Origin of the sequence: Streptomyces sp. CA-278952 (assembly GCF_028747205.1) — a bacterium.
Lineage (GTDB): Bacteria > Actinomycetota > Actinomycetes > Streptomycetales > Streptomycetaceae > Streptomyces.
In genome coordinates this window covers 2,766,791-2,790,744 of sequence record NZ_CP112880.1, presented here as the reverse complement: position 1 = coordinate 2,790,744, position 23,954 = coordinate 2,766,791, and the positions used below count along the sequence as shown (strand labels likewise).

The 23,954-nt window shown below is 71.7% G+C and carries 20 protein-coding genes; 7 read left to right on the top strand and 13 right to left on the bottom strand.

The features are described 5' to 3' along the window. Positions 1–118: 118 nt before the first annotated feature. Positions 119–616, bottom strand: coding sequence for a transcription elongation factor GreA (gene greA, locus N7925_RS12100; protein WP_265599661.1), 498 nt, complete (start codon positions 614–616; stop codon positions 119–121). 184 nt (positions 617–800) lie between these two features. After that, the gene (locus N7925_RS12095) at positions 801–1,217 is read right to left on the bottom strand and encodes a DUF4307 domain-containing protein (protein WP_265599660.1); all 417 of its coding nucleotides are present in this window, start codon (positions 1,215–1,217) and stop codon (positions 801–803) included. A gap of 235 nt (positions 1,218–1,452) precedes the next feature. On the opposite strand from N7925_RS12095, the gene mca reads away from it, so the two are divergent. Both mca and N7925_RS12085 read left to right on the top strand, forming a co-directional pair. Beyond that, positions 1,453–2,334: a mycothiol conjugate amidase Mca gene (gene mca / locus N7925_RS12090; protein ID WP_265599659.1), complete on the top strand. Its 882-nt coding sequence runs from the start codon at positions 1,453–1,455 to the stop codon at positions 2,332–2,334. Position 2,335: 1 nt separating this feature from the next. Then, complete coding sequence (locus tag N7925_RS12085) at positions 2,336–2,575, top strand: hypothetical protein (protein WP_018956094.1); 240 nt, start codon at positions 2,336–2,338, stop codon at positions 2,573–2,575. Positions 2,576–2,818: 243 nt separating this feature from the next. Here N7925_RS12085 and N7925_RS12080 read toward each other — a convergent pair whose 3' ends face one another. From N7925_RS12080 to N7925_RS12070, 3 genes are all read right to left on the bottom strand, one after another. Next, positions 2,819–6,040: a tetratricopeptide repeat protein gene (locus N7925_RS12080; RefSeq protein WP_274343863.1), complete on the bottom strand. Its 3,222-nt coding sequence runs from the start codon at positions 6,038–6,040 to the stop codon at positions 2,819–2,821. A 156-nt stretch (positions 6,041–6,196) separates the two neighbouring features. Then, positions 6,197–7,252, bottom strand: a complete 1,056-nt coding sequence (locus N7925_RS12075; protein ID WP_274343862.1) for a DUF4190 domain-containing protein — start codon at positions 7,250–7,252, stop codon at positions 6,197–6,199. Positions 7,253–7,636: 384 nt separating this feature from the next. Further along, on the bottom strand, positions 7,637–7,903 hold the full coding sequence (locus N7925_RS12070; RefSeq protein ID WP_274343861.1) for a hypothetical protein: 267 nt from the start codon (positions 7,901–7,903) through the stop codon (positions 7,637–7,639). Between the two features lie 380 nt (positions 7,904–8,283). Between N7925_RS12070 and N7925_RS12065 the strand changes: the two genes are divergently transcribed. The 3 genes from N7925_RS12065 to N7925_RS12055 all read left to right on the top strand — a co-directional run bounded on the left by N7925_RS12065 (position 8,284) and on the right by N7925_RS12055 (position 11,251). Continuing rightward, positions 8,284–10,332 (top strand): type I restriction-modification system subunit M/S, encoded by a 2,049-nt coding sequence (locus N7925_RS12065; RefSeq protein ID WP_274343860.1) that lies wholly within the window; start codon positions 8,284–8,286, stop codon positions 10,330–10,332. Positions 10,333–10,475: 143 nt separating this feature from the next. Beyond that, entirely contained in the window at positions 10,476–10,877 is a 402-nt protein-coding gene (locus N7925_RS12060) for a DUF4357 domain-containing protein (protein WP_274343859.1), read from the top strand. Positions 10,878–10,999: 122 nt separating this feature from the next. Beyond that, complete coding sequence (locus tag N7925_RS12055; protein WP_274343858.1) at positions 11,000–11,251, top strand: hypothetical protein; 252 nt, start codon at positions 11,000–11,002, stop codon at positions 11,249–11,251. Positions 11,252–11,348: 97 nt separating this feature from the next. Here N7925_RS12055 and N7925_RS12050 read toward each other — a convergent pair whose 3' ends face one another. Next, positions 11,349–11,915, bottom strand: coding sequence for a Uma2 family endonuclease (locus tag N7925_RS12050; RefSeq protein WP_274343857.1), 567 nt, complete (start codon positions 11,913–11,915; stop codon positions 11,349–11,351). Positions 11,916–12,087: 172 nt separating this feature from the next. On the opposite strand from N7925_RS12050, the gene N7925_RS12045 reads away from it, so the two are divergent. Beyond that, on the top strand, positions 12,088–14,109 hold the full coding sequence (locus tag N7925_RS12045; RefSeq protein ID WP_274343856.1) for a thioredoxin domain-containing protein: 2,022 nt from the start codon (positions 12,088–12,090) through the stop codon (positions 14,107–14,109). A 90-nt stretch (positions 14,110–14,199) separates the two neighbouring features. Here the strand turns inward: N7925_RS12045 and trhA are convergent, their stop codons facing one another. Next, positions 14,200–14,892: a PAQR family membrane homeostasis protein TrhA gene (gene trhA, locus N7925_RS12040; protein WP_265599654.1), complete on the bottom strand. Its 693-nt coding sequence runs from the start codon at positions 14,890–14,892 to the stop codon at positions 14,200–14,202. A gap of 223 nt (positions 14,893–15,115) precedes the next feature. On the opposite strand from trhA, the gene N7925_RS12035 reads away from it, so the two are divergent. Next, positions 15,116–16,951, top strand: a complete 1,836-nt coding sequence (locus N7925_RS12035; protein ID WP_274343855.1) for a phosphoenolpyruvate carboxykinase (GTP) — start codon at positions 15,116–15,118, stop codon at positions 16,949–16,951. 157 nt (positions 16,952–17,108) lie between these two features. Here the strand turns inward: N7925_RS12035 and N7925_RS12030 are convergent, their stop codons facing one another. The 6 genes from N7925_RS12030 to N7925_RS12005 form a co-directional block, all read right to left on the bottom strand. Next, positions 17,109–17,759 carry a hypothetical protein gene (locus tag N7925_RS12030; RefSeq protein ID WP_265599652.1) on the bottom strand — a complete coding sequence of 217 codons (651 nt, stop codon included), beginning with the start codon at positions 17,757–17,759 and terminating at the stop codon, positions 17,109–17,111. A 49-nt stretch (positions 17,760–17,808) separates the two neighbouring features. Further along, positions 17,809–19,428, bottom strand: coding sequence for a substrate-binding domain-containing protein (locus N7925_RS12025; RefSeq protein ID WP_274343854.1), 1,620 nt, complete (start codon positions 19,426–19,428; stop codon positions 17,809–17,811). A gap of 84 nt (positions 19,429–19,512) precedes the next feature. After that, entirely contained in the window at positions 19,513–20,793 is a 1,281-nt protein-coding gene (locus tag N7925_RS12020; RefSeq protein WP_274343853.1) for a toxic anion resistance protein, read from the bottom strand. 68 nt (positions 20,794–20,861) lie between these two features. Continuing rightward, entirely contained in the window at positions 20,862–21,950 is a 1,089-nt protein-coding gene (locus tag N7925_RS12015; RefSeq protein ID WP_416222982.1) for a hypothetical protein, read from the bottom strand. A gap of 158 nt (positions 21,951–22,108) precedes the next feature. Beyond that, positions 22,109–22,507 (bottom strand): SCO4983 family protein, encoded by a 399-nt coding sequence (locus N7925_RS12010; RefSeq protein ID WP_265599648.1) that lies wholly within the window; start codon positions 22,505–22,507, stop codon positions 22,109–22,111. Positions 22,508–22,622: 115 nt separating this feature from the next. Then, a complete protein-coding gene (locus tag N7925_RS12005) occupies positions 22,623–23,834 on the bottom strand; it encodes a pyridoxal phosphate-dependent aminotransferase (protein WP_265599647.1) in 1,212 nt (403 codons plus the stop codon). Positions 23,835–23,954 lie beyond the last annotated feature (120 nt).

Genomic DNA, 23,954 nt, shown 5'->3' with positions numbered 1-23,954 from the left:
CGTCCCCGCCGTCCGCACCCAGGCCAGGGGACCCCGGCCGTCCGGCGTACACGACGCACGGGAGCCCCGGCCGTCCGTGGCCGGGGCTCCCGTGTCGTTCCGTCGTGATGCGGCCGGATCAGCCGGTGTAGGGCTTCGCCGCCAGGATCTTCACCGACGCCGTCTTGCCGTTCGGCAGCTCGTAGTCCGCGTCGTCGCCCGTCCGCTTGCCGTTCACGCCGAGGCCGAGCGGGGACTGCGGGGAGTACGTCTCGATCTCCGTGCTGGCGTACTCACGGGAGGCGAGCAGGAAGGTCAGCGTGTCGCTCTCATCGCCGTCGAAGGCGATCGTGACGACCATGCCGGGCTCGACCACGCCGTCGTCGGCCGGCGCCTCGCCGACCTTCGCGTGCTCCAGGAGCTGGGTCAGCTGGCGCACCCGCAGCTCCATCTTGCCCTGCTCCTCCTTGGCCGCGTGGTACCCGCCGTTCTCCCGGAGGTCACCCTCCTCACGGGCCGCCGCGATCTTGACGGCGATCTCCGTGCGCGCGGGACCAGACAGGTGCTCCAGCTCGGCCTTGAGCTGGTTGTACGCCTCCTGCGTGAGCCAGGTGACGTTCTCGCTGGTCTGGGTCACAGGTGCTCCTCGTCGGTGCTGGGAATACAAAGCATCGCCCTACCCAGAAGCATGTGCTTCTCCGGGTGGGCGAAACCACGAGCCTAACAATTCCGCAGGAAAAGGGGGAGAAGGTAAACCGTCACACCCCTCAACCGGCCGATACGACCCGCGTCGCCGCAGGTCACAGGGGGTGCGAAAGGGATCAGCCGGTCGGGCCGTCGTCGGCGGTGCAGCCCATCGGCTCGACCGCGGTCGCCCTGGACCGGGTCACCACGGTCACGACCTCGTCGATCCGGTCCTCGGCCCGGTCGAAGCGGACCTCCTTGCGGCCCACCTCGGAGCCGTCCTCGCTGAGCGCCCGCACCAGGCAGTAGCCGTGGCCCTCGCGGTCCTTGCGGACCTCCAGGTGGACATCGGCCCGGGCGTCGGAGACGACCTTGAACTTGATCATCTCGGCGCTGATGCCCTGGCCGCCGACGTAGTCGAAGCCGATCCACCCGATCACGCCGAGCATGGCGACGCCCAGGACCGATCCGACGATCTTCAGCTTGCGGTCCGCACGCTGATCCTCGGTCCGGCCGTACCGCCCCTCGGGCAGGGCCTCGCGAACCGTCGTCATGATCGTTCCCTCCGGACCGGGCATCGAGGAATTTTCCGGCCCCTCGTTCAGTCACTATAGAAGCCGCCCGCCCGGCGTCCGACCTCGCCCCACACCGATGCCGCGCGGGCGCGGCATCTCTTGAGACAGAGACCCGACCGGCTTCGACAGCGATCCGGACCGGCTTCCGCAGCGACCCGGATCGACCTGACCGACCCATGATCGACCAGAGCGACCAATGACTGAGGATCGAGCTTTGACTGAGCAGCTGCGACTGATGGCCGTTCACGCCCACCCCGACGACGAGTCGAGCAAGGGCGCGGCCACCATGGCCAAGTACGTGTCCGAGGGGGTGGACGTGCTGGTCGTGACCTGCACGGGGGGCGAGCGCGGCTCCATCCTCAACCCGAAGCTCCAGGGCGACGCGTACATCGAGAAGAACATCCACGAGGTGCGCAAGAAGGAGATGGACGAGGCCCGGGAGATCCTGGGCGTCCAGCAGGAGTGGCTCGGTTTCGTCGACTCGGGGCTGCCCGAGGGCGACCCGCTGCCGCCGCTGCCCGAGGGCTGCTTCGCCCTGGAGGACCCCGAGGTCGCCGCGGGGCGCCTGGTGGCGAAGATCCGCGCGTTCCGGCCGCAGGTCATCACCACGTACGACGAGAACGGCGGCTACCCGCACCCCGACCACATCATGACGCACACGATCTCGATGATCGCGTTCGACGGTGCGGCCGACGCGGAGCGGTTCCCGGAGGACGAGTTCGGCCCCGTCTGGGAGCCGAAGAAGCTCTACTACAACCAGGGCTTCAACCGGCCGCGCACCGTCGCCCTGCACGAGGCGCTCCTCGCCCGGGGCCTGGAGTCCCCGTACGGCGAGTGGCTGGAGCGCTGGGAGGAGTTCGAGCGCGTGGAACGCACGCTGACCACGCACGTTCCCTGCGACGAGTTCTACGAGATCCGCGACAAGGCGCTCATCGCGCACGCCACGCAGATCGACCCCGAGGGCGGCTGGTTCCGGGTCCCGATGGACATCCAGCGCGAGGTGTGGCCCACCGAGGAGTACGAGCTGGCGAAGTCTCTGGTCGATACCTCCCTCCCCGAGAGCGACCTCTTCGCGGGCATCCGCGACAATGCCTGATATGTACGCGACCCAGGCACTGACGCACCTCGTCCCGCTCGCCGCCGAAGAGCTCGACAAGAACAAGGTCACCCCCGGCGTCCTCGGCTTCCTCGTCTTCGCGGCGCTCGCCGTCGGCGTGTGGGCCCTGATGAAGTCGATGAACCGCCACATGGGGAAGGTCGACTTCGAGGAGGCCCCGGACCCGGACGCGGTGGCCGCCGAGCCCGCCGCCGACGGGGCGGCCGCGACCCGGAAGTAACCCGCGCCGGGGCCGCGCGTACGGAAAGGGCGTCCGGCCCCGGTGCCGGACGCCCGTCGGCCCCTGACGGGCGGGCGCCGGTCTCCGACGCCCGCCCGTGCAGGTCCGCCCGTGCAGGTCCGCCTGCGTAGGTCCGCCTGCGTAGGTCCGTCCGGGCCGTCCGCCCCGTCATGCCCGCCGGTCATGCCCGACCGGGCCACGGCCGCGTCGTGACATGACAGGCGTGGCGTCACGGGGGTGTCGTCACGGCCGGGCCGGCTCCGACGCGACGCCCATGATCTGGCCGGCGGCGCGGGTCGGGGTCAGCCCGAGCCGCCACGCCTGCCAGCCGTCCTCCAGGTCCACGCCCCGCTCCAGCGCCACCGCGAACGCCGCCGCGGACTGCTCCAGCCTGCCGTCCCGCGCCGGATGCCGGGCCTCCATCAGCTCGGCCAGCTCCTGCTGCGCCACCACCGTGCCCACCTCGATGCCCCCGGGCGAGGCGTACGGCAGCAGCGTGCAGCGCAGGAACCGGGCCCAGTCGCCGCCCCGCGCGTCCCCGTACGAGGCGAACAGCTCCGCCGCCTCACCGCACAGCTCCAGCGCCTGCGGCGCCCGCCCGTTGCCCGCGTCGATCAACGCCAGCTCCACGCACGCCCACGCCTCCCCGTACGGCACCTTGATCCGCCGGAAGTCGGCCCGCGCGTCCATCAGCAACTGCCGGGCGAACCCCGAATTGCGCAGGTTGCCCGTCTGCGCGGCCCGCTGGTCCCGGGTGACCCGGCCCGAATGGTGCCGGGCGCACGCCAGCCCGTACACGTCCCGCATCCGCGAGAACATCGTGCGGGACCGCTCCAGCTCACGCACCGCCTGATCGGTGTCCCCCTCCTCCTCCAGCGCCTGCCCCAGGTAGTACAAGGTCCAGGCCTCGCCGCGCGCGTCCTCGTTGTCCCGGTGCCGGCCCAGCGCCTCGCGCAACTGCTCCAGGGCGGCCCCCGGATCGCCGTCCACCAGCCGGGCCCGGGCCAGCTGGGTGAGCGCCCACGCCTCGCCGCGTCCGTCGCGGGTGCGCCCGTACAGCCCCAGGGCGATGTTCAGCGCCTCCTCGGCCGGGCCGACCTCGCCGGTCCGCAGCCGCACCTGCCCCAGCTGGAACTGCGTCCAGGCCTCACCGTGCAGCGACTCGCCCTCCCGGTGCAGCCGCAGCGCGTCGGCCAGCAGGGTCAGCGCCCGCGCCAGATCGCCCCGGTCGCGCTCCACGGCCGCCAGGGCGTGCAGGCTCCAGGCCCGGTCCTCGGCCTGCGCGTCGGACGACTGGAGCGCCAGCGCCTCGCCGAGCCGGGCCGCCGCCTCCGTCAGATTGCCCTGGTGGTGCAGGGTGATGCCCAGCGAGCACAGCGCCAGCGCCTCGCCCGCGTCGTTCTGCGCCTCGTGGTACAGCCCGACTACGGACGACAGCGTGGTGCGGGCCTTGTCCAGCTCGCCGAGCTGCCGGGCCGCGATACCCGTACGCCACTGCACCGACCGCTCCAGCAGACCCTGGTCCACGGCCTGCGTCAGCTCGCTGATCTCACCCAGGCGGTACAGGTCGCCGCGGAGCAGGCAGTAGTCGCACAGCGCGCCCAGCAGATGCAGCACCGTGCCCTGGTCGACGCCCTCCGTGTGCCGCAGCGCCGCCGTGATGAAGCTCGACTCGTCGTCCAGCCAGCGCAGCGCCGAGTCCAGCGAACCGAAACCGTGCGAGCCGAACTGCCCGGCGCGGGTCGACATCTTCCCGTCGACCATCCGGATCACCGCGTCGGCCAGCTCCGCGTAGTTCGTCAACAGCCGCTCCTGGGCCGCCGCCCGCTCGGCCGGTTCCTCCTCGTCCAGCAGCCGGGCCAGCGCGAAGGCCCGCACCAGATCGTGCAGCCGGTAGCGCGACCCCCGTACGCGGGTGAGCAGCCCCGCCCGGGCCAGCACGGTGAGCAGCCGCTCCGCCTCCTGCTCGTCCGCCGCGAGCAGCGACGCCGCCGCTGCCGCCCCCAGGCTCGCCCGGCCCGCCAGCGCGAGCCGCCGCAGCAGCCGTCGGGCCTGTTCCCCCTGGTCGGTGTAGCGCAGCCACAGCGCCCGCTCCACCGGGTCCACCGGACCGTACGCCCCCAGGTCCTCCGCCAGCGTGTGCCGGCTACGGGCCCCCAGCGCGGAACCGGCCACCCGCAGCGCCAGCGGCAGCCTGCCGCACAGCTCCACGACGGCGTCCGTGGACGGGTAGTCGTACGGTCCGGGCTCCTCCTCATCGGCCACCTCGCGCAGCAGCTCCTCCGCACCCGCCGCGTCCAGCGGGCCGACCGGCAGGTGGTGCACCCAGGCCGGCAGGTCCTCGGGCAGCTCCAGCGGCTCCCTGGCGGTGACGATCACCAGGCTGTCCGAGCGCTCCGGGACCAGGGTGCGGACCTGCCCGGCGTCCGTGGCGTCGTCGAGCACGATCGTGACCGGCGTCCCCGCGAGGTGCTGGTGGTACAGCTCGGAGAGCCGCCGCACCTGCTGCTCGGCCGAAGCGCCTTCCCTGAACAGCAGCTGCTCGCGCGGCGCGCCCAGCCGGTTCAGCAGGTGCAGCAGGGCGTCCCGGGTCGGCAGCGGGCTCTCGCCGACGACCTGGCCGCGCAGATCGACCACGCACGCGCCCCGGAACTGGTCCTTGAGCGCATGGGCGGCCCGCACCGCGAGCGCCGTACGCCCCGCCCCCGGCTCACCGTGCAGCACGACGACCGTCGGCCGGGTCTGTGTCGAGGCGCGGGCCGCGTGCACCCACTGGGCGATCCGCGCCAGCTCGGCCCGCCGTCCGGTGAACGGCCCCTCCGCCTCAGGGAGATGCCCGAAGGACTGCTCCAGCACCACCCGGGTGCGGGCCGCCGCGCTACGGTCCCCGCCGCGCAACTGCCGTCCCGCCGCGGCGGTCCGCTTCTTCGGGGCGCGCGCGGCGGGTGTCAGCATGCGCTGCTGGTCCAGGTACGGGCGGATGCCCCGTACCTCCAGGGCGGTCAGCCACTGGAGACGCAACTGCTCGGCCCCGCCCGGCTGTCCGGCCGCTCCGGCACGGCGGTGGGCGGCCGGCCAGTGCGAGGCGGTCGCCCTCGCCACGGTCGTCGCCGTGCCGGCCACCGCGACCGCCGCGCCCGCGCCGAGCGCCAGGCCGGTGTTCGCGCCGAGCGCCAGATCCGCGCCGAACGCGGCAGCGGCGGCGACTCCCGTCACCAGCAGCGGCGTTCCGAGCGTCGCTCTGCTGAACCGCTCCGAGAGGGGGCGCTCACCCGCCGCCACCGAATCCAGCGCCCGCGTGTACGCGGCGTACTCCTCGCCCGCGCCGGCGGCGATGGTGTCGAGCGCGGCCCGCGCCCGCGACATCAGCGCCCCGGCATCGGTCCGTCCGCCGGTGCGCCGCGTCTCCTCCTCCACGGCACGCACCAACAGCCTCTCGGCTTCCGCCCGATGGCTGTCCCGCATATGTGTCCCCCTCCGAGTGCCGCGCTCCGGACCTCGGGTTCCGGAGCGTCGGATACCAAGCGCCAGATACCGAGCGTCGGGGTCAAGTGTCCTGCGTGGCGCTCCCCGGCGCGAGGGGCACAGGGCAAGGGGAGGGTCAAGCCGTGGGCGGACGGCTCATCCCCGCTGCTCCCCGCCGTCCCCCTCCTCGTCCTCCACCGGCAGCCCCAGGACGAGGCGGGCCTCCCACTCCTCCCCGGAAGCGTCCTCGTCGCCGCCGTTGTCCCAGCGCTTGTCGAACTCCGTCAGGGTGGGGGCCCTCGATGCGGACCGGTGGATGCCGGAGAGGGCGTCGAGCCGGTTCGCGAGCGCGATGACCGGGCCGCGTGCCCGGGCCGGGAGGCCGTCGATCGCGCGCAGCAGCTTCGCCGATTCGGCCCCGCCTTCCGCCATCCGGACGGCCCACGCGGTGGCCGCGGCGAGGTCGGTGTCCACCTTCTCGGAGGCGCTGAACCAGGCTTCGGACGAGGGCCGCATCGCCTCCAGGTACGCCAGTTGACCGGCGTCCCAGGTGCCGGGGTCCTGCCGCAGCGAAGCCTCCGGCAGACCGGCCTCCGAGCCCAGCCAGCACCGCACGGTCCGGTCCCCGCCGGTCGTGCTGACCGACTCCGGGTAGTAGAAGGAGAATTCGACGGCCGGCAGGGTCCAGGTGTCCGGCGCGAAGTCGTGGAGCAGAGGCACGCAGCCCTCGAAGGCCTCCGCGGCGATGGCGACGGGGTCCGAGATGGCGTAGTCGCCCTTCAGCCGGAACGTTCCGTACACCTCGGCCGGATGAGGTCCGTCGCACGGCACGATCTCGACGGACGGGTCCGTCATCCGCTCGTCCCCGCGCTCCTGGGTGGAGAACAGCCCGCCCGCCGGTGCGAAGCAATCCCCGGCCTTCAGGTCGAACAGGGTTCCGGTCTTCGGAGCCCGGGGGCCGAAGAGGCTCCCGCCCTCCTCCGTCCACGCGGTGAACCGCACCCCGCCGATCACCAGCAGCAGGGCGGTCAGCGTGACCACCGCCCCGCCGACGGCCGTTCCCGCAACGGCCATCCCCTTGCCGCGCTTGCCGCTTCGGGAGATGCGCACCAGTGCGACGATCCCGAGGACCAGTCCCAGCGGCGCGAGGCAGACGAGCAACGACAGCACGAGCGAGGCGACGGCGAGGCCGCTGAGCGGGGGCCGGGGCACCGGCGGGCAGGGCGGCCCGTGCGGGCCCGGCGCGGACGGCGTGGATGGCCCGGAGGGCAGTGGGGAAAGCGGCGGCACGGTCATGGTCCTGTGCCCTTTCGTCCGGTAGGCAGCGCAGGCATCCGTGTGGGGCCGGGGTGCCGGAACGGTAGCACCGCGCACCTCCGCGTCCGTGTCCACCCACCCCCTGCCACCAGCGCATTCCCGCCCGGGGCGTTCGAGGGGGCGAGGAAGGGGGACGTGCCGATGCTGCTCAGCGTCGAGTACGCCGGCTGTCACGGGCGTCAGTGGACTCGCGAACCCGATAGCCGGGGCCGCGCTCACACTTCTTTGATGATCACGCCTTCCCCCAGAGCTTTCGACCAGTCGTCGTCGGCTGCTCCCTCACGCGGCGCCCCGCTCGATATCCTTCACGTCTCCGAACAGCTCGCGACGTGCGGCGTCGATCTCCTGCTCCGTGAGCGCGCCGTGCTCTTCCTCGTGGGACGCCACGATCTCGGCGAGCCCGTCCATGGCGAGCTGGTGCCGGACGGCCTCGGTGACGTAACTGGACAGCCCGCAGCGGCCGGTTCCGGAGCGGAGCTCGCTGACCAGCTCGGCGGGCATGGACACGGAGATGTTCTCGGTAGCCCACGCTCGGGTCGGCTTCATGCTCCAAGCGTAGGACGAGCTCTCTCTTACATCGGGAGGACTGTTGAGGCGGTGTCTTGGCTCCCGTGCTCTCCACCCCGGGTCCCACTCACGGGGGTGACCTGCGTCACGTGCTGCCCTTTCGTCGACGCCTTGTCGCCGCAGCTCCGCCGAGCGGGTCGACGTCTGGACCTGCCCTTTGCCTTGCAGGTAGATGCGCAGCCTGACTGCGCACAGAGTCGATCAGAGGTTCACCGGGCGAGTTCTTCGCCTGGTTCGGCACAGTTGGCGGCTACTCTGAGAGCCATGCCGCACCTCGACACATTGGGGCTGGCGACTGGCGGGTGAACGAGGAGTGCGCAGTTTCGCTGCGCATTTGGTCGGCGAGAGAAGAGGTATTCGTGAGCGAAGAAGGTGCAGACCCGGCGGCAGAGGTCGCCGACCGGTTGTGGCGGGCGTACGCGCCTTACCGGCGCGGCCGGGGTACGACCGGCGACCTCGACGCGATGCTGGCGATCCTGATGCTCGCCGCATTCGCGGAGGAGGAAGGTCAAGCTGAGGACGATTTCGTGAAGCGGTGGAAACGAGCCTCGGCGGAGGCCGTCGTCGGCTTCTCCCCGGCGACCGACCTGCGGGGGGCTCTGCGGGAGGCGGCCCGGCGTCCGGGTTTTCCGCTGCTCTCGTCGGCCGACCTCGACATCGACTTCGGGAGCGGGCCGGACGATGCCGCCTGGATGACGGCTTTCGTCGCGGCACTGAGCCGGAGCCCCGGCCTCGGAGAGGTCACGGTGGCCGACGTCTGTGAGCTGTTGCTCCAACGGCACGCGGAAGAAGGGGCTTTGCCGGGAGGGGAGTTCTACACGCCGCGCGGCGTCGCTGATCTGCTCGTGGATCTGGCCGCCCCCCGTCCGGGAGACCGGATCATGGACCCGGCCTGTGGTGCCGGAAGCGTGCTCGCGGCTGCCGCTCGGCATCTGGCCGAGCAAGGGCCGGTCGGTGACAACTCGTTCGAGGCGTACGCGGTGGATCGGGGCAACGTGCGCCCGGCCATGCTGAACCTGGCCCTGCACGGGGTGAGCGTGCCGCAGGTGGAACCGGCCGATCCCGCGAAGCTGTTGCGGGACCGGAACCTGGGGCGTGTCGACCGGGTGCTGAGCAATCCGCCGTTCAATCAGCGAATCGACGCGTGGGAGCAGCGGCAGTTCATCGTGCCACTGGAGTCGAGTGCCGCCTTCGCGTGGCTGCAGCTTGCCTGGTCCCAACTGAAGGAAGGCGGGATCGCGGCGGTGGTGATGCCCGCGCGGGCGGCCTGGGCGGGAGGAGCGGAGGCGCTGATCCGCCGGGAGATGGTGGCCCGGGGTGCGGTTCTCGCGGTGATCGCCCTGCCGGCGTGTCTCTTCGCGGGAACCAACATCGCCGTGCACATCTGGGTACTCGGCCGAGGGCGCAGGTCCCGTCCGGTACACCGAAGCGACTCCGTGATCCTCGTCGATGCGCGCGGTGTGGGACGCCGGTTCTCGGAGCGGCACCGTGTGCTGTCGAGCGAGGACGTCGGTCGCATCGCGGAACGCTTCCGGCTCTGGTCCGAAACCTCGGAGGAGGTGGACGAGCCGGGTTTCTCCCGATCGATCGCCTACGCCGAACTCATCGAGAACGCCGGCAATCTGGATCCGCGGTCCTACCTCAGAACGGAGAGTGGACCGGGTGGAGCCACGGACCTCAGCGCCGTACTGGCCGACTTCGAGCGGCGCAACCGCGAGACATCGGAACTCGGGGCGGAACTGGCGCAGATCGTCGGCGCACAGGACCAGCTGGCGCAGGACGGCTTCCGACGCCAGAACCTGCTGCTGAAGGACGTGGTGAGCGGAGAGGCGACGGTCGCCGGTCGTTCCGTACGCCTGCTCGCGGGGCCTTCGGGGAGCCTTATCCGGGCCCAGGACTACGTGGAGGCCGACGGGGTTCCTGTGGTGATGCCGAAGGACATCACGGACATGGGCTTCACCGTGGGCGGCATCAAGCGCATCTCCGAGCAGCATGCCGAACGGCTTGACCGCTTCCGGCTGCACCGGGGTGACGTCGTGGTCGCCCGACGGGGTGACCTCGGGCGATGTGCCGTGGTCGGAGAAGAACAGCAGGGCTGGGTCTGCGGCACCGGCTGCTTCGTGATCAGCCCTCCCGACACCGTCGACTCCCGCTACTTGGCGGCGTTCCTGCGCAGCCCCGAAGCTCGGGAGTGGCTCGACACGCATGCGACGGGGAGCCTGGCGCTGCGGACCATCTCGCTCGATGTGCTCGGGACGCTACCTGTCGCCCTTCCCGATCTCGACACCCAGCGGTCCATCGGCGAAGCCATGGCGAGCTTCGACGCCCATGAGCGGAGGCTGCTGGACCAGTTGGCGACGACGCGGGACATCCGCAGCAGGGCGCTGAGCAGCTTCCTGGTGAGATGAGGCGCCCTGACCTCCGTCCAGCACCTCCAACACTTCTCCTTAACCGCTTGCGATCGAAGTGGACCTAAGTCGCTCGTACTGCTTAACATCGAAGCGAAGTCAAGGCGTCCCGCTGGGGGAGGCCGTCAACGTCAGGACTGCACATGGCCACGCTGAGTATCCACTTCGACCCCGCCGTCATCGCCCGACTCGTGAGCGCGAGCGGTGACGACGCCATTCACGTCACCCTGTCCCTGGGCGAAGGAGCTGTTTCTGCGCAGGCCGCTCCGGTGATTCCCCAGGGACCCCTGGCCGGGCTGATGCGCGCCGGCCTGCTCGAACCGGGGACGGTGCTCACGTTCCGTCAGCGTCGCGCCAACAGGCTGGGCCGTGCCGTCGTCACTGCCGAAGGTCAGCTCGTCGTCGACGGGCACTCCTCCCCCTTCCCCTCGCCGTCGAAGGCCGCGGAGGCCGTGACCGGCAACGTCATCAACGGCTGGACCCTGTGGCGGACGCCCGAAGGTTCCACGCTGGATCAGCTGCGACAGGAGCTGGATGCCGAGTAGCCGTCCACACGGCCCCGACCACGGGGCGTCGAACTCGTTCGTGAACCATGCCGTTTGCTTGCACCCGCCGCCGAGGCATCTCGTTCCGGCAGCGGGCTTCGAACCCGGGGGGCTCCTTGTACGTGACCTTTGACCTGATCACCGCCCTCGTCGTTGCCGGGGCCTTCACGGCCGCGGCGCTCGTCTACCGGCGGACCGCGCCGCCGGAGGGTGCGACGACCGCTCTGTCGAGAGGCGAACGGCTGGCGCTCGCCCTTGGCGCGGCGGCGACCGTCATTGTGATCGGCGGCTACCTCGGGAGCGGGTTCCGAGGTATCGAGCACGCCGTGGACACACAGTCGGCGGGAGCCGTGAAGTCCGGGGCCGGCCGGTAGGTGGCGCCGACGGCCGGAGGGCGCCCCGGGCCAAAAGCTTGCCCGGGGCGCCCTCCGGCCGTCGTTTCTCCCGCTGCATGCCGTGAGCAGAGTGACGTCACATGACCCCGAGATCGACCGTGACGGAGAAAGGTGCGGTGGCCTTCACCGAGCCGGTAAACATCTCGCCGTCCCTGTACGCCTTGGTCGCGGGGTCGAGGACGTAGGTGTAGACGATCGGGATCCCGGTGGCGGCCTGCTCGACCCGCCAGTAGAAGGGGATGCCGGCCTTGGCGTACTGGTCCACCTTCACGATCCGGTCGGTGGTCTCCGAACCGGGCGACACGACCTCGACGACCAGGAGTACGTGCTCGGGGCGGGTAGGCGTGAGATCGATGGTCTCCGCCCGGTAGACGATGACGTCCGGGCGGCGGTTGGTGAGGGGAACGTCCTGCAGGCGGACGTCGAAGTCCGTGTCGGCGTTCCAGTCCGGGCCCGCGGCGGCGTCCAGGGCATTGGCCAGGATCCGGGCCAGCCGGTTGTGTCGCTTGGAGGCGCTCGGGCTCACGACGACCATTCCGTCCACGATCTCGATGCCGGCGCACTGCTCCTCGGACCAGGAGTCGTACTGCTCCGCGCTGATCTGGGTGTGCATCCATGCGGGCGCCACCATCTCGGTGGTCATGGTCCACCTCCTTCGAGAAGCCTCGGCAGTCCCTGCACTGCTGCGCCCAGCCTACTGTTCCGAGGTGTCGACCCGCCCGGCTTCGGAAGCGCACCCCTGTCCCACCTGCCCGTTCGCTCCCCGCCCCGTGGCGCGCGGGTGTCGCGGAGGAGGGTGCGCGAGGATTGGGCCCATGGCCAACCGACTTGCGCAGACCACCTCCCCGTACCTCCGCCAGCACGCCGACAATCCCGTCGACTGGTGGCCCTGGTCGCCCGAGGCCTTTGAGGCGGCCAGAGAACGGGATGTGCCCGTGCTGCTCAGCGTCGGGTACGCCAGCTGCCACTGGTGCCATGTGATGGCGCACGAGTCGTTCGAGGACGAGACCGTCGCCGCCTACCTCAACGAGCACTTCGTGCCGGTGAAGGTCGACCGGGAGGAGCGGCCCGACGTCGACGCCGTCTACATGGAGGCCGTCCAGGCCGCGACCGGGCACGGCGGGTGGCCGATGACCGTCTTCCTCACGCCGGACGCCGAACCCTTCTACTTCGGGACCTATTTCCCGCCCGAGGCCCGGCACGGCTCGCCCTCCTTCCAGCAGGTCCTGGAAGGTGTGGTGGCCGCCTGGACCGACCGGCGCGAGGAGGTCGCCGAGGTCGCCGGGCGGATCGTCGCGGACCTGGCGGGGCGTTCGCTGGTGCACGGTGGTGACGGGGTGCCGGGGGAGCAGGAGACCGCGCAGGCGCTGCTCGGGCTGACCCGGGAGTACGACGAACAGCACGGCGGGTTCGGGGGCGCGCCCAAGTTCCCGCCGTCCATGGCGGTGGAGTTCCTGCTGCGGCACTACGCCCGTACGGGGGCGGAGGGGGCGTTCCAGATGGCCGCCGACACCTGTTCGGCGATGGCCCGGGGCGGGATCTACGACCAGCTCGGCGGAGGCTTCGCGCGCTACTCCGTGGACCGGGAGTGGGTGGTGCCGCACTTCGAGAAGATGCTGTACGACAATGCGCTGCTCTGCCGCGTGTACGCCCATCTGTGGCGTACCACCGGGTCGGACGAGGCCCGGCGGATCGCCCTGGAGACCGCCGACTTCATGGTCCGGGAGCTGCGGACCGCCGAGGGCGGCTTCGCCTCCGCGCTGGACGCGGACAGCGAGGACGAAGACGGCAGGCACGTCGAGGGCGCCTTCTACGTGTGGACGCCCGCCCAGCTCCGTGAGGTGCTGGGCGAGGACGACGCCGCCTTCGCCGCCGCGTACTTCGGGGTGACGGAGGAGGGGACGTTCGAGGAGGGGTCCTCCGTGCTCCGGCTGCCGGGGAACACGGGGCCCGTGGACGCCGCCCGGGTCGCGGACGTACGGACCCGGCTGCTGGCGGCCCGCGAGGAGCGGCCGCGCCCGGGGCTGGACGACAAGGTGGTCGCCGCCTGGAACGGGCTCGCCATCGCCGCGCTCGCCGAGACCGGCGCCTACTTCGACCGGCCCGACCTGGTCGAGCGCGCCACCGAGGCCGCCGACCTGCTGGTCCGGGTGCACCTGGGCGAGGTGGCCCGGCTGACCCGCACGTCCAAGGACGGGCGCGCCGGCGACAACGCCGGGGTGCTGGAGGACTACGCCGATGTCGCGGAGGGTTTCCTCGCGCTGGCGGCGGTGACCGGGGAGGGCGCCTGGCTGGAGTTCGCCGGGTTCCTGCTGGACATCGTGCTGGAGCAGTTCACCGGCGAGGGCGGGCAGCTCTACGACACCGCGCACGACGCCGAGCAGCTCATCCGCCGGCCCCAGGACCCCACCGACAGCGCCACCCCGTCCGGGTGGACGGCAGCCGCCGGCGCGCTGCTCTCGTACGCCGCGTACACCGGGTCCGAGGCCCACCGAACGGCTGCCGAGGGCGCGCTCGGTGTGGTGAAGGCGCTGGGGCCGCGCGTGCCCCGGTTCGTCGGCTGGGGCCTCGCGGTGGCCGAGGCGCTGCTGGACGGGCCCCGTGAGGTCGCCGTCGCCGGGCCGGTCGGCGGGGAGCTGCACCGGACGGCGCTGCTGGGGCGTGCCCCGGGCGCGGTGGTCGCGGCCGGCGAGGGTCCGGGGGCGGGGGCCGAGTTCCCGCTGCTGGTGGACCGGCCGCCGGTGGGCGGGGAGCCGACCGCGTACGTCTGCCGGCACTTCGTGTGCGACGCGCCGACGACCGACGCCGGTGAGCTGGCGGCGAAGCTGGGCGGCTAGGCGTCTTTCGAAAGTCCCGCCTGTGAGCAGAAGGGGAGGGGCCGGTCGGCGATGCGACCGGCCCCTCCCCCCCCCGTACCCCCTCCGTGCTCATCCGTGCTGGTACGCCACCATCGAGATGCCCACGTAGTGCGCGACGAAGGCCGCCAGCGTCAGTGAGTGGAAGACCTCGTGGAAGCCGAACCAGCGCGGCGACGGGTTCGGCTTCTTGATCCCGTAGATCACACCGCCCGCGCTGTACAGCAGCCCGCCGACCACGACGAGGACCAGAACCGCGATGCCGCCGGTCCGCATGAAGTCGGGCAGGAAGAAGACCGCCGCCCAGCCCATCGCGATGTAGCACGGGGTGTAGAGCCAGCGCGGTGCGCCGACCCAGAACACCCGGAACGCGATGCCCGCCGCCGCGGCCGCCCAGACCGCCCACAGCAGGGGCCGGGCGGTGGACTCGGGGAGCAGGAGCAGCGTCAGCGGGGTGTAGGTGCCCGCGATGATCAGGAAGATGTTCGCGTGGTCCAGGCGGCGGAGCACCGCCTCGCCGCGCGGCCCCCAGGTGCCGCGGTGGTAGACCGCGCTGACGCCGAACAGCAGACAGGCGCTGAGAACGTAGACGCCGCAGGCGATCCGGCCCACCGTGCTGTCGGTCAGGGCGATCAGGGTGATCCCCGCGATCACCACCGCTGGGAACATTCCGGCGTGCAGCCAGCCGCGCATACGCGGTTTGACGGGGACGGGGTCGAGTACGACGGGGCCCGGGGTCTGCGCGCTAGCGGCGGCGTCAGTCATATCCGCATGCTACCTACGCCACCGTAAGTAGTGGATTTGGGGCGCAAATGAGTGGCGATGCTCACGTGTGAGCCCCCCTGGACATATGGGCGGAACGGCCGGATGATCAAATGAGTGCAGTCGGCACCGGATGAGCGCCAGGGGAATTCGAAGGGTACGAAGCATCCGGGTCGCAGCCCCCACGGGGCCCCTCGACAACTGACACCCTCAACTAGGAGCGATCGTGGCGCGCGACATCGCGGCTCCCCTCACTGTCCCCACCCACCACCAGGAGCTGGTCTCCTGGGTCGACGAGATCGCAGCGATCACCCAGCCGGACCGGGTGGTCTGGTGCGACGGCTCCGAGGCCGAGTACGAGCGCCTGTGCGGGGAGCTCGTGGCCAAGGGCACGTTCACCAAGCTGGACGAGATCAAGCGGCCGAACTCGTACTACGCCGCGTCCGACCCGAACGATGTCGCCCGCGTCGAGGACCGTACGTTCATCTGCTCCAAGGAGGAGAACGACGCGGGTCCGACCAATCACTGGAAGGACCCCGCCGAGATGCGGGACGTCTTCACCGGTGGAGACGGTGTCTTCCGCGGGTCCATGCGCGGCCGCACCATGTACGTCGTGCCCTTCTGCATGGGGCCCGTCGGCTCGCCGCTCTCCGCGATCGGCGTCGAGATCACCGACTCCGCGTACGTCGCCGTCTCCATGCGCACCATGACCCGCATGGGCCAGGCCGTCCTGGACGAGCTGGGCACCGACGGCTTCTTCGTGAAGGCCGTCCACACCCTCGGCGCCCCCCTGGCCGAAGGCGAGCAGGACGTCCCGTGGCCCTGCAACACCACCAAGTACATCTCGCACTTCCCCGAGGACCGCGAGATCTGGTCGTACGGCTCCGGCTACGGCGGCAACGCCCTGCTCGGCAAGAAGTGCTACGCCCTGCGCATCGCCTCCGTCATGGCCCGCGACGAGGGCTGGCTCGCCGAGCACATGCTCATCCTGAAGCTCACGCCGCCGCGCGGTGAGGGCGAGGCCCCCAAGTACATTGCGGCCGCGTTCCCCTCGGCCTGCGGCAAGACCAACCTCGCCATGCTGGAGCCGACCATCCCCGGCTGGACCGTGGAGACCATCGGCGACGACATCGCCTGGATGCGGTTCGGCGAGGACGGCCGCCTCTACGCGATCAACCCCGAGGCCGGCTTCTTCGGCGTCGCGCCCGGCACCGGCGAGCACACCAACGCCAACGCCATGAAGACCATGTGGGGCAACTCCGTCTTCACCAACGTGGCGCTCACCGACGACGGCGACGTCTGGTGGGAGGGCATGACCGAGGAGGCGCCCGCGCACCTCACCGACTGGAAGGGCAACGACTGGACCCCCGAGTCCGGCACGCCCGCCGCCCACCCCAACGCCCGCTTCACCGTCCCCGCCGGACAGTGCCCGATCATCGCGCCCGAGTGGGAGGACCCCAAGGGCGTGCCGATCTCCGCGATCCTCTTCGGCGGTCGCCGCGCCTCCGCCGTCCCGCTGGTCACCGAGTCCTTCGACTGGCAGCACGGCGTCTTCCTCGGGGCCAACGTCGCCTCCGAGAAGACCGCCGCCGCCGAGGGCAAGGTCGGCGAGCTGCGCCGCGACCCGTTCGCCATGCTGCCGTTCTGCGGCTACAACATGGGCGACTACATGAACCACTGGGTCAAGGTGGGCGCCGACAAGGCCGATCAGTCGAAGCTCCCGAAGATCTACTACGTCAACTGGTTCCGCAAGAACGAGGCGGGCAAGTTCGTCTGGCCCGGCTTCGGCGAGAACAGCCGCGTCCTGAAGTGGATCGTGGAGCGACTGGAGGGCAAGGGCGAGGGCGTCGAGTCCCCGATCGGCATCCTGCCGGCCAAGGGCGCGCTCGACACCGAGGGCCTGGACCTCTCCGAGGCCGACCTCGACTTCCTCCTCACGGTCGACAAGGAGGTCTGGCGCGAGGAGGCCGCCCTGGTCCCCGAGCACCTCAACACCTTCGGCGACCACACGCCCAAGGAGCTGTGGGACGAGTACCACGCCCTGGTGAAGCGCCTGGGCTGAGCCCGGCAACCCCACCGAACCCCGCGGCCGGGTCCGTCGGACATCCGCCCTGACCTGTGGGGCCGAACGACCCGCCGCGGTACGGGGCCCGTCCTCGCCGACAGCCCCGGAGGGCCTGTCCCCGACCAAGGACACCCTCCCGGCCCCCGGAACCCCCTCACGGTTCCGGGGGCCGCCCCATTCCCGCGGGAGGCGTGCGCCGCAGGCCGCCCCCGCCCCGGTCCTCCAGGTACTTGGTGTGGGACCGCTGGCGCAGCTCCTCCGCCTCCCGCAACCCGTCCACCAGCCCCTCGGCCTCCCCGTGCAGCAGCTCCACCTGCCGCTCCAGCTCCTCCTCCGGAGCCCGCGCGCCCGGCGCGAGCCGCGTCCACCACCGGGTCCGCAGATACGCGTCGACGGACTCCGGAACGTCCCTGCGCACCGCCCGCGCCACCACGTGCAGGCCCTCCGGATCGTCCGCCAGCGCCTCCGCGGCCCAGCCGGGGGCCAGCAGCCCGTCCAGCAGGCCGGTCAGCGCGGTGAGCCGTTCCGTTGCGGCGGCCGGCAGGTCCACCCGGTCCAGATACGCCCGCAGGGTCACCAGGTCGGCCCGGAGTTCGTCCAGCCGGGACGACGGGTCATCGAACGCGGGGGCGGGCGGCCGGGGCGGCGGGGCGAGCAGCGCGCCCGCCCCGTACAGCCCGCCGACCACCACCGGCCAGTACGCCCCGGCGAACCCGGTGAAGGTGAGGACGAGACCGACGAGGGCCGCGGCGCCACCGGTCAGATTCCGGGTCGATTCCAGATAGCCGACGACCCGGGCCGCCACGGATCGGCCTGCGCCCCTGCTCCTCCTGGTACCGCCCCTGCTCCTGCTCCTACTGGTAGCCACGGAGCTCCTCGAACGCCCCGTCCAGCGAACCGGGACCCTCCTCCTTCGTCCCGTCGAAGAGCCGGCCGCCGGTCAGAGCCGCGATCGACTCCAGTTCCGAGCGGTCGGAGTCGCCGAAGACGATCGGGAACACCGGGGTGACCCGACGGGCGGCGGGCAGCGCCCGGTAGAACGCCGCGAACTCCGCCGCCGACCGTCCCGCCGTGTTCTCGCCGTCCGTCATCAGCACGATGGAGGTGAACGCGGACTCGGTGTCCGGGCCGAGGTGGTCGTAGGCGGCGGCGAGCGACGAGTAGATCGCGGTGTCCCCCTCGGCCGTCAGCGCCGCGGTGTCCGCCCGGATCGCCGCCGGGCCCGCCTTCGGGTCCGCCGGGTCGACGGTGTGCGTGCGGACCTGTTTGACGGAGGACCCGAACGGCAGCAGCGTGACCTGTTCGCGCTCCCGGAAGCCGCCGGTCAGCCCGTTGAGCGCGGACTTCAGCCGGGCCAGCCGCGCGCCCTCCATCGACCCCGAGGTGTCCAGCACGTACACGGTCCGCGACGGCCGCCGCAGCCGGTGCTCGTACGAGGACAGCAGCCCGTCCGCGACCGACCGCGTACCGGGGAAGGGCAGCTCGCGGCGCTGCTCGGGGGAGAGCGGATCGGCGGGGCGCGCGCCGGCGACGACCGGCCGGCGCAGCGTCAGCGCGGTGATCTCCCGCTGCACGGCGGTGGACCGGAAGTGCTCGGTCAGGGTGCGCACGGCGTCCCGGGCGTCGGGTGTGGCCCCGGTGAGGGCGCTCAGCGGGTAGTCGGCGGTCACCACCCCGTCGCGGGGGCGGATCACCGTCAGCCCGGCGCCGGTGTCCCGGTTCAGGGACAGCAGCACCGACTCGTAGTTGATCAGCGCGTCCACTGTGGAGCGCCGGGCGTACGCGGAGGCCAGCCACCCCGAGGAGCCGGAGGTCAGCCGCTGCCCGGCGAAGAACTCCTTCAGCTTCGGCCCGGCCTCGCGGACGTCGGCGTCGGTGAGCGCCGCCTGTGCGCCGGAGAGCCCGGACGCCACCGAGATCAGCGCGGCGAAACCGGAGTTGGAGCGGCTCGGGTCGGTCATCCCGTACGTCAGGTCCCCGGCCGCGACCGCCCGGTGGACCTGTGCCCAGCTGACCGTCCCGGCATCCCAGCCGAGCCGGCGTACGGTCTCGGGCCGCACCCCGAGGGCGACCGGAGAGGCCATCAGCGGGGTCTCGGAGGCGATCCTGCGGGCGGCCTCCGGGTCGAGCCGCAGATAGTCGTTGGACGACAGCCACACCGCGTCGAACGCCCCGTCCGCCTTCCCGGACGCCAGGCGCTCCACGGCGTCCAGCGTGCCCGCCCAGGTCGGCCGCACGGTGATCCCCGTCGCCTCGCGCGCCTTCTCCAACAGGGGTTCCATGTCGCTGAGTTCGCTGGAGGCCAGCACTCGGACGGTCCCCGTGCGGGGCCGCCCGTCGTCGCCGCCCCGGCCGGTGTCCCGCCCGTGGTCCCGGTCCGTCGTGCAGGCGGCGAGCGGGGCGATCAGGGCCGCGGCCAGCAGCGTGAGGAACGCGCGCCGGACCGGGGAGCCCTTCTTCGGCCGGCTGTTCATGAGTGGCCCCCGTCCGGCGTTGCATCCGTCGCGTGGCTGTTCATGAGTGGCCCCCGTCCAGTGCCGGATCCGCCGCGCGGCTGTTCATGAGCGGCCCCCGTCCAGCGTTGCGTCCGTCGCGCGGCTGCGCTCCAACCGGACGCCGGCCTGCTGGAGTTCGGTGGTCAGTGACTCCACGGTGGCCGCCATGGCGCCGGTCGCCCGCGCCTTGTACGTGTCGATGGCGTCGAGCGTCGCGTAGATCTGCCCGAACGCGGTGCGCAGGGTCTCGACGCCGACCGCGGGGTCGGCCGCGATGCGCTGGATCTCCCCGCTCTGCGTGGCGAGCATCTCCGCGTTGCCCCGGATGAGGTCCTCGGTGGTCGAGCGCAGCACCTGCACCTGCTCGGTGACCCGGCGCTGGTTCTCCAGCGCCGAGGACAGCATCACCGCGATCCGCAGCGCGGACACGGTGGTGGTGGCCGCCCGGTCGACGCCCTTGATCAGCTCGTCGTTGTTGCGCCGCACGACGTCCATCGCCAGGTACCCCTGGGCACAGACCGCGATCTGGGTCAGCAGGTCCTGGTGTTTCTGCCGCACGGGAAAGAGGACGTCGGCCCGCAGCGCGTCCGCCCGCGCCGTCTCGCCCGCCGCCTCGGCCTCCGCGACGCGCCGTTCCACCACGCCGTCGAGGGCCTCGGTGAGCACCGCGTACTCCTGGAGCTTGCCCATGGATTCCCAGAGGCGGGTGCGCTCGGTGTGCAACGCGGCGTTGTCGCGCCGCAGTTCGTCCTGGCCGCCGCGGAGCGAACCGACGATCCGGTCGAGAGTCCCCCTGGCGGAGGCGTACTTCGCGACGTGGTCGCGCAGCCGGCGCCCGCCCGGCAGCCGGGACAGCAGCCGACGGGCCCCGCGTCCCGGGGTGTCGCGCGGATCGAGGTCCTCCACCGTGCGGCGCAGCTCGACCAGCGAGGCCCCCACCCGGGCCGGGGCGTCGCCCTCGCCGGAGGCGAGCGCGCGGACGGTGCGGTCCAGCATCCGGTTGGACTGCTGGGCGGCGCCGCGGATGTCGCCCTGCCCGAGCGCGGCGATCTCGCCGACCCGGGCGCCGAATTCGGGGGAGCGGGCGTCGAGTTCGGCGAGGCTCTCGACGTACTCCTCGGCGCGCCGGACCAGGTCGGCGCGCACGGCCTCCGCGACCGGGACGAGCCCGGCGGCCTGCTCGGCGCGGATGGGGGTGACGGGTGCGGGCGGGGTGAGCACGAGCGGGGTGGTCGGCGGGTCGTACGGCTGTCGAGGGTACTGGGGTCCGGTGTGCTGGGATCCGGCGTCCTGGGGCCCGACGTTCTGAGATCCGGCATTCTGGGATCCGGCGTTCTGAGGCATGGTGGAGGTCTCCTGTGCTGCGGGTGCGATACCGGGGGACAGGGCGCGTGCCGCGGGGCCGGGCGTCGTCAGCCGCGCGCCCGCCGTGCCATCGAGCGCAGCACCTCCGCGGTGGGCACGGGTGCCTGGCGTACGCCGGTCAGCCGCTGGTCGATGTAGGCGGTGTGATCCGCGGTCGCGGTGATGAACTCGGCCGCCGCGCCCTGGGGCCGGAAGCCGTGCCGTACCGCCAGCTTCCGCAGCCCGGCGTCGGTGGCCAGCAGCTCGCCGAGCTCACGGCCGTGGTCCGTCAGCGGTACGAGGGTGTGGTCGCTGGACACCGTGGTGTCCGGGTAGAGGACGACGAGGTCGCCGATCTCCTGCCGCTGACTGCTCATCAGGAGCGACGCCACCTGCGACTCGTAGACCAGCACGAGGGGGTTGCCCACTCCGCTGATGAAGTCGCGGAACGGTGCGTCGCTGCTCGTCTGCTGCGCGCCCTGTACCTGGACGAGCTTGCGCATGAGGGGTGCGGTGCGCTCCACGGACTTCGCGTCCGCGGCGACCCGGCCGCCGTCGGCGACGTAGGAGGCGGCGGCGAGGTAGAGCGCGCCGGAGTTGGAGGTGACGGGGTCGGTGCTCGTGATGAACACCGTGCCGCTCAACTCGGCGTGACCGGAGGCTCCCTCGAGCTGCTGCCAGGTCCGGTCGTCCTCGGCCGCCGCGAGGTAGGGGCCCATGAGCAGTGTCCCCTGCGTGGTGAACTTCGACCCGCCGGCGGCCCGGAGCCGGGCCAGCCCGTTGTCCGCGAGGACCTCGGCCGCGTTGCGGTGGGCCACCACGACGAGCGGCGAGTAGAACGGCCGCAGCGGGCCGCCCAGGGCATCGGCTCCCCGACGCAGCTCGTCGGCCGGGGCCTTGGAGCCGGGGAAGGCGAAGTCGTGGCCCTTCAGGGGCAGTCGGTCCATCGCCCAGGACCCGGAGGTCTCCGTCCGAACGGTGAACCCCTTGTCCGCGAGGGCCTTCACGGTGTCGGGGTCGGCGAAGAACTCGGCCTTCTCCGACCCGATCACTCCGCGCACGGTCCTCACGGCGGTGCCGCTGTCCCCGCTGTCGCGGCCCAGGGCGACGGCCGCTGCCACACCGGCGATCAGCACGACCGCCAGGACGATTCCCACGATGCGTCTCACCCGCGCAGCGTGCTCGCGGAAACCCACATTCCGGACCGAGTTGGGTGGACGGAAGATGAAGGGGTCATCCCAGAACGCAACGGCCCCGGCGGAGCAGGGCCGTGGCACCCGGTCCGCGCGCCTCGACGGCACGCGGACCGGGGCCGTCAGTGGGCGCCGACCAGCTGCCCGGAGAGGGCGGGGTCGGCGAGGGCCGCCGTGTGGGCGTCCATCCGTAGCGCGGAGAGGATGGCGGCGGTCGTGTCGGCGCGGGACGCCGCCACCAGCAGGGCGCGGCCCGCGAGGGCGTGCGCGCGGCGGTGGAGGGCTGCGGGGGCGGCTTCGGTCAGGCCGGCGTGCCGGGCGGGCGGGGCGCCGCGCAGCCGGGCCACCTGCTCGGCGATCCGGTCGCCCGCCGGGGCCAGGCCCAGCTCGTCGGTGACCGCGAGGAGGGCGGCCAGGTGCCCGGCGAGCTGGATGTCCAGCTCCTCCTCGCGGCTGCGGTGCGGAAAGTCCGCTTCGTCGGCCGGGGTGTGGACCGAGGGGCTGCGGATCGGCTCGTACATGGATGGCCTCCCGATGGTGCGTGGATCCATCCTACATTGGAATGAGTCTAAAGTTGTGCACGTTCCGGAGGGGTGGTGGTCCTCCGCCCCCCCGACATGATCCAAACGAAAGACCCTAGGGCTGGCCGTAACCGTCCAGGAAGGTACCGATCCGGGTCACCGCGTCGGTCAGGTCCTCGACCGTCGGCAGCGTGACGATCCGGAAGTGATCGGGCTCGGGCCAGTTGAAGCCGGTGCCGTGCACGACCATGATCTTCTCGGCCCGCAGCAGGTCCAGCACCATCTGCCGGTCGTCCTTGATCTTGTAGACCTTGGGGTCGAGCCGGGGGAAGAGGTACAGCGCCCCCTTCGGCTTCACACAGGTCACCCCGGGGATCGAGGTCAGCAGGTCGTACGCCACATCCCGCTGCTCCAGGATCCGGCCGCCCGGCAGCACCAGGTCCTGGATCGACTGCCGGCCGCCGAGCGCGGTGGCCACCGCGTGCTGCGAGGGCATGTTGGCGCAGAGCCGCATGTTGGCGAGGATCGTCAGCCCCTCGATGTACGAGGTGGCGTGCGCCTTCGGTCCGCAGACGGCCATCCAGCCGGAGCGGTAGCCGGCCACCCGGTAGTTCTTGGAGAGCCCGTTGAAGGTCAGCACCATGAGATCCGGGGCCAGCGCCGCCGTCGGGGTGTGGGTCGCGCCGTCGTAGAGGATCCGGTCGTAGATCTCGTCGGAACAGACGATCAGGTTGTGCCGCCGGGCGATCTCGGCGAGACCGCGCAGCATCTCGTCGTCGTACACCGCACCGGTCGGGTTGTTCGGGTTGATGATCACCAGGGCCTTGGTGCGGTCGGTGATCTTCCGCTCGATGTCCGCGAGGTCCGGCATCCAGTCGGCCTGCTCGTCGCACCGGTAGTGCACGGCCGTCCCGCCCGCCAGCGAGACGGAGGCGGTCCACAGCGGATAGTCGGGGGCCGGTACGAGCACCTCGTCGCCGTCGTCCAGCAGCGCCTGCATCGACATCTGGATCAGCTCGGAGACGCCGTTGCCCAGGTAGATGTCCTCGACGTCGAGGTCGATCCCCTTGGTCTGGTAGTGCTGCACCACCGCGCGGCGCGCGGACAGCAGGCCCTTCGCGTCACCGTAACCGTGCGCGCCCGCGACGTTGCGCAGGATGTCCTCGAGAATCTCCGGCGGGCACTCGAACCCGAACGCGGCGGGGTTGCCCGTGTTCAGCTTGAGGATGCGCTGACCGGCCGCTTCCAGCCGCATCGCCTCCTCCAGCACGGGACCCCGGATCTCGTAACAGACGTTGGAGAGCTTCGTGGACTGGATGACCTGCATGTCCGCGAGCTTACGGCGGCGTTTCGCGAGGTGCGCGGGGATTGCTCCCGGCGTACTCCCTTCGGGGAGCCTCCCCGGCCCGCCCCGTCTTCCATCGCCATGCCCGCCGCCGCCCCGGAC

Excerpts from the sequence above, each read along its gene's own strand:
- N7925_RS12095 (WP_265599660.1), bottom strand. The coding sequence starts at position 1,217 with ATGACGACGGTTCGCGAGGCCCTGCCCGAGGGGCGGTACGGCCGGACC.
- N7925_RS12085 (WP_018956094.1), top strand. The coding sequence starts at position 2,336 with ATGTACGCGACCCAGGCACTGACGCACCTCGTCCCGCTCGCCGCCGAA.
- N7925_RS12080 (WP_274343863.1), bottom strand. The coding sequence starts at position 6,040 with ATGCGGGACAGCCATCGGGCGGAAGCCGAGAGGCTGTTGGTGCGTGCC.
- N7925_RS12070 (WP_274343861.1), bottom strand. The coding sequence starts at position 7,903 with ATGAAGCCGACCCGAGCGTGGGCTACCGAGAACATCTCCGTGTCCATG.
- N7925_RS12060 (WP_274343859.1), top strand. The coding sequence starts at position 10,476 with ATGGCCACGCTGAGTATCCACTTCGACCCCGCCGTCATCGCCCGACTC.
- N7925_RS12050 (WP_274343857.1), bottom strand. The coding sequence starts at position 11,915 with ATGACCACCGAGATGGTGGCGCCCGCATGGATGCACACCCAGATCAGC.
- N7925_RS12045 (WP_274343856.1), top strand. The coding sequence starts at position 12,088 with ATGGCCAACCGACTTGCGCAGACCACCTCCCCGTACCTCCGCCAGCAC.
- trhA (WP_265599654.1), bottom strand. The coding sequence starts at position 14,892 with ATGACTGACGCCGCCGCTAGCGCGCAGACCCCGGGCCCCGTCGTACTC.
- N7925_RS12025 (WP_274343854.1), bottom strand. The coding sequence starts at position 19,428 with ATGAACAGCCGGCCGAAGAAGGGCTCCCCGGTCCGGCGCGCGTTCCTC.
- N7925_RS12020 (WP_274343853.1), bottom strand. The coding sequence starts at position 20,793 with ATGCCTCAGAACGCCGGATCCCAGAATGCCGGATCTCAGAACGTCGGG.
- N7925_RS12010 (WP_265599648.1), bottom strand. The coding sequence starts at position 22,507 with ATGTACGAGCCGATCCGCAGCCCCTCGGTCCACACCCCGGCCGACGAA.
- N7925_RS12005 (WP_265599647.1), bottom strand. The coding sequence starts at position 23,834 with ATGCAGGTCATCCAGTCCACGAAGCTCTCCAACGTCTGTTACGAGATC.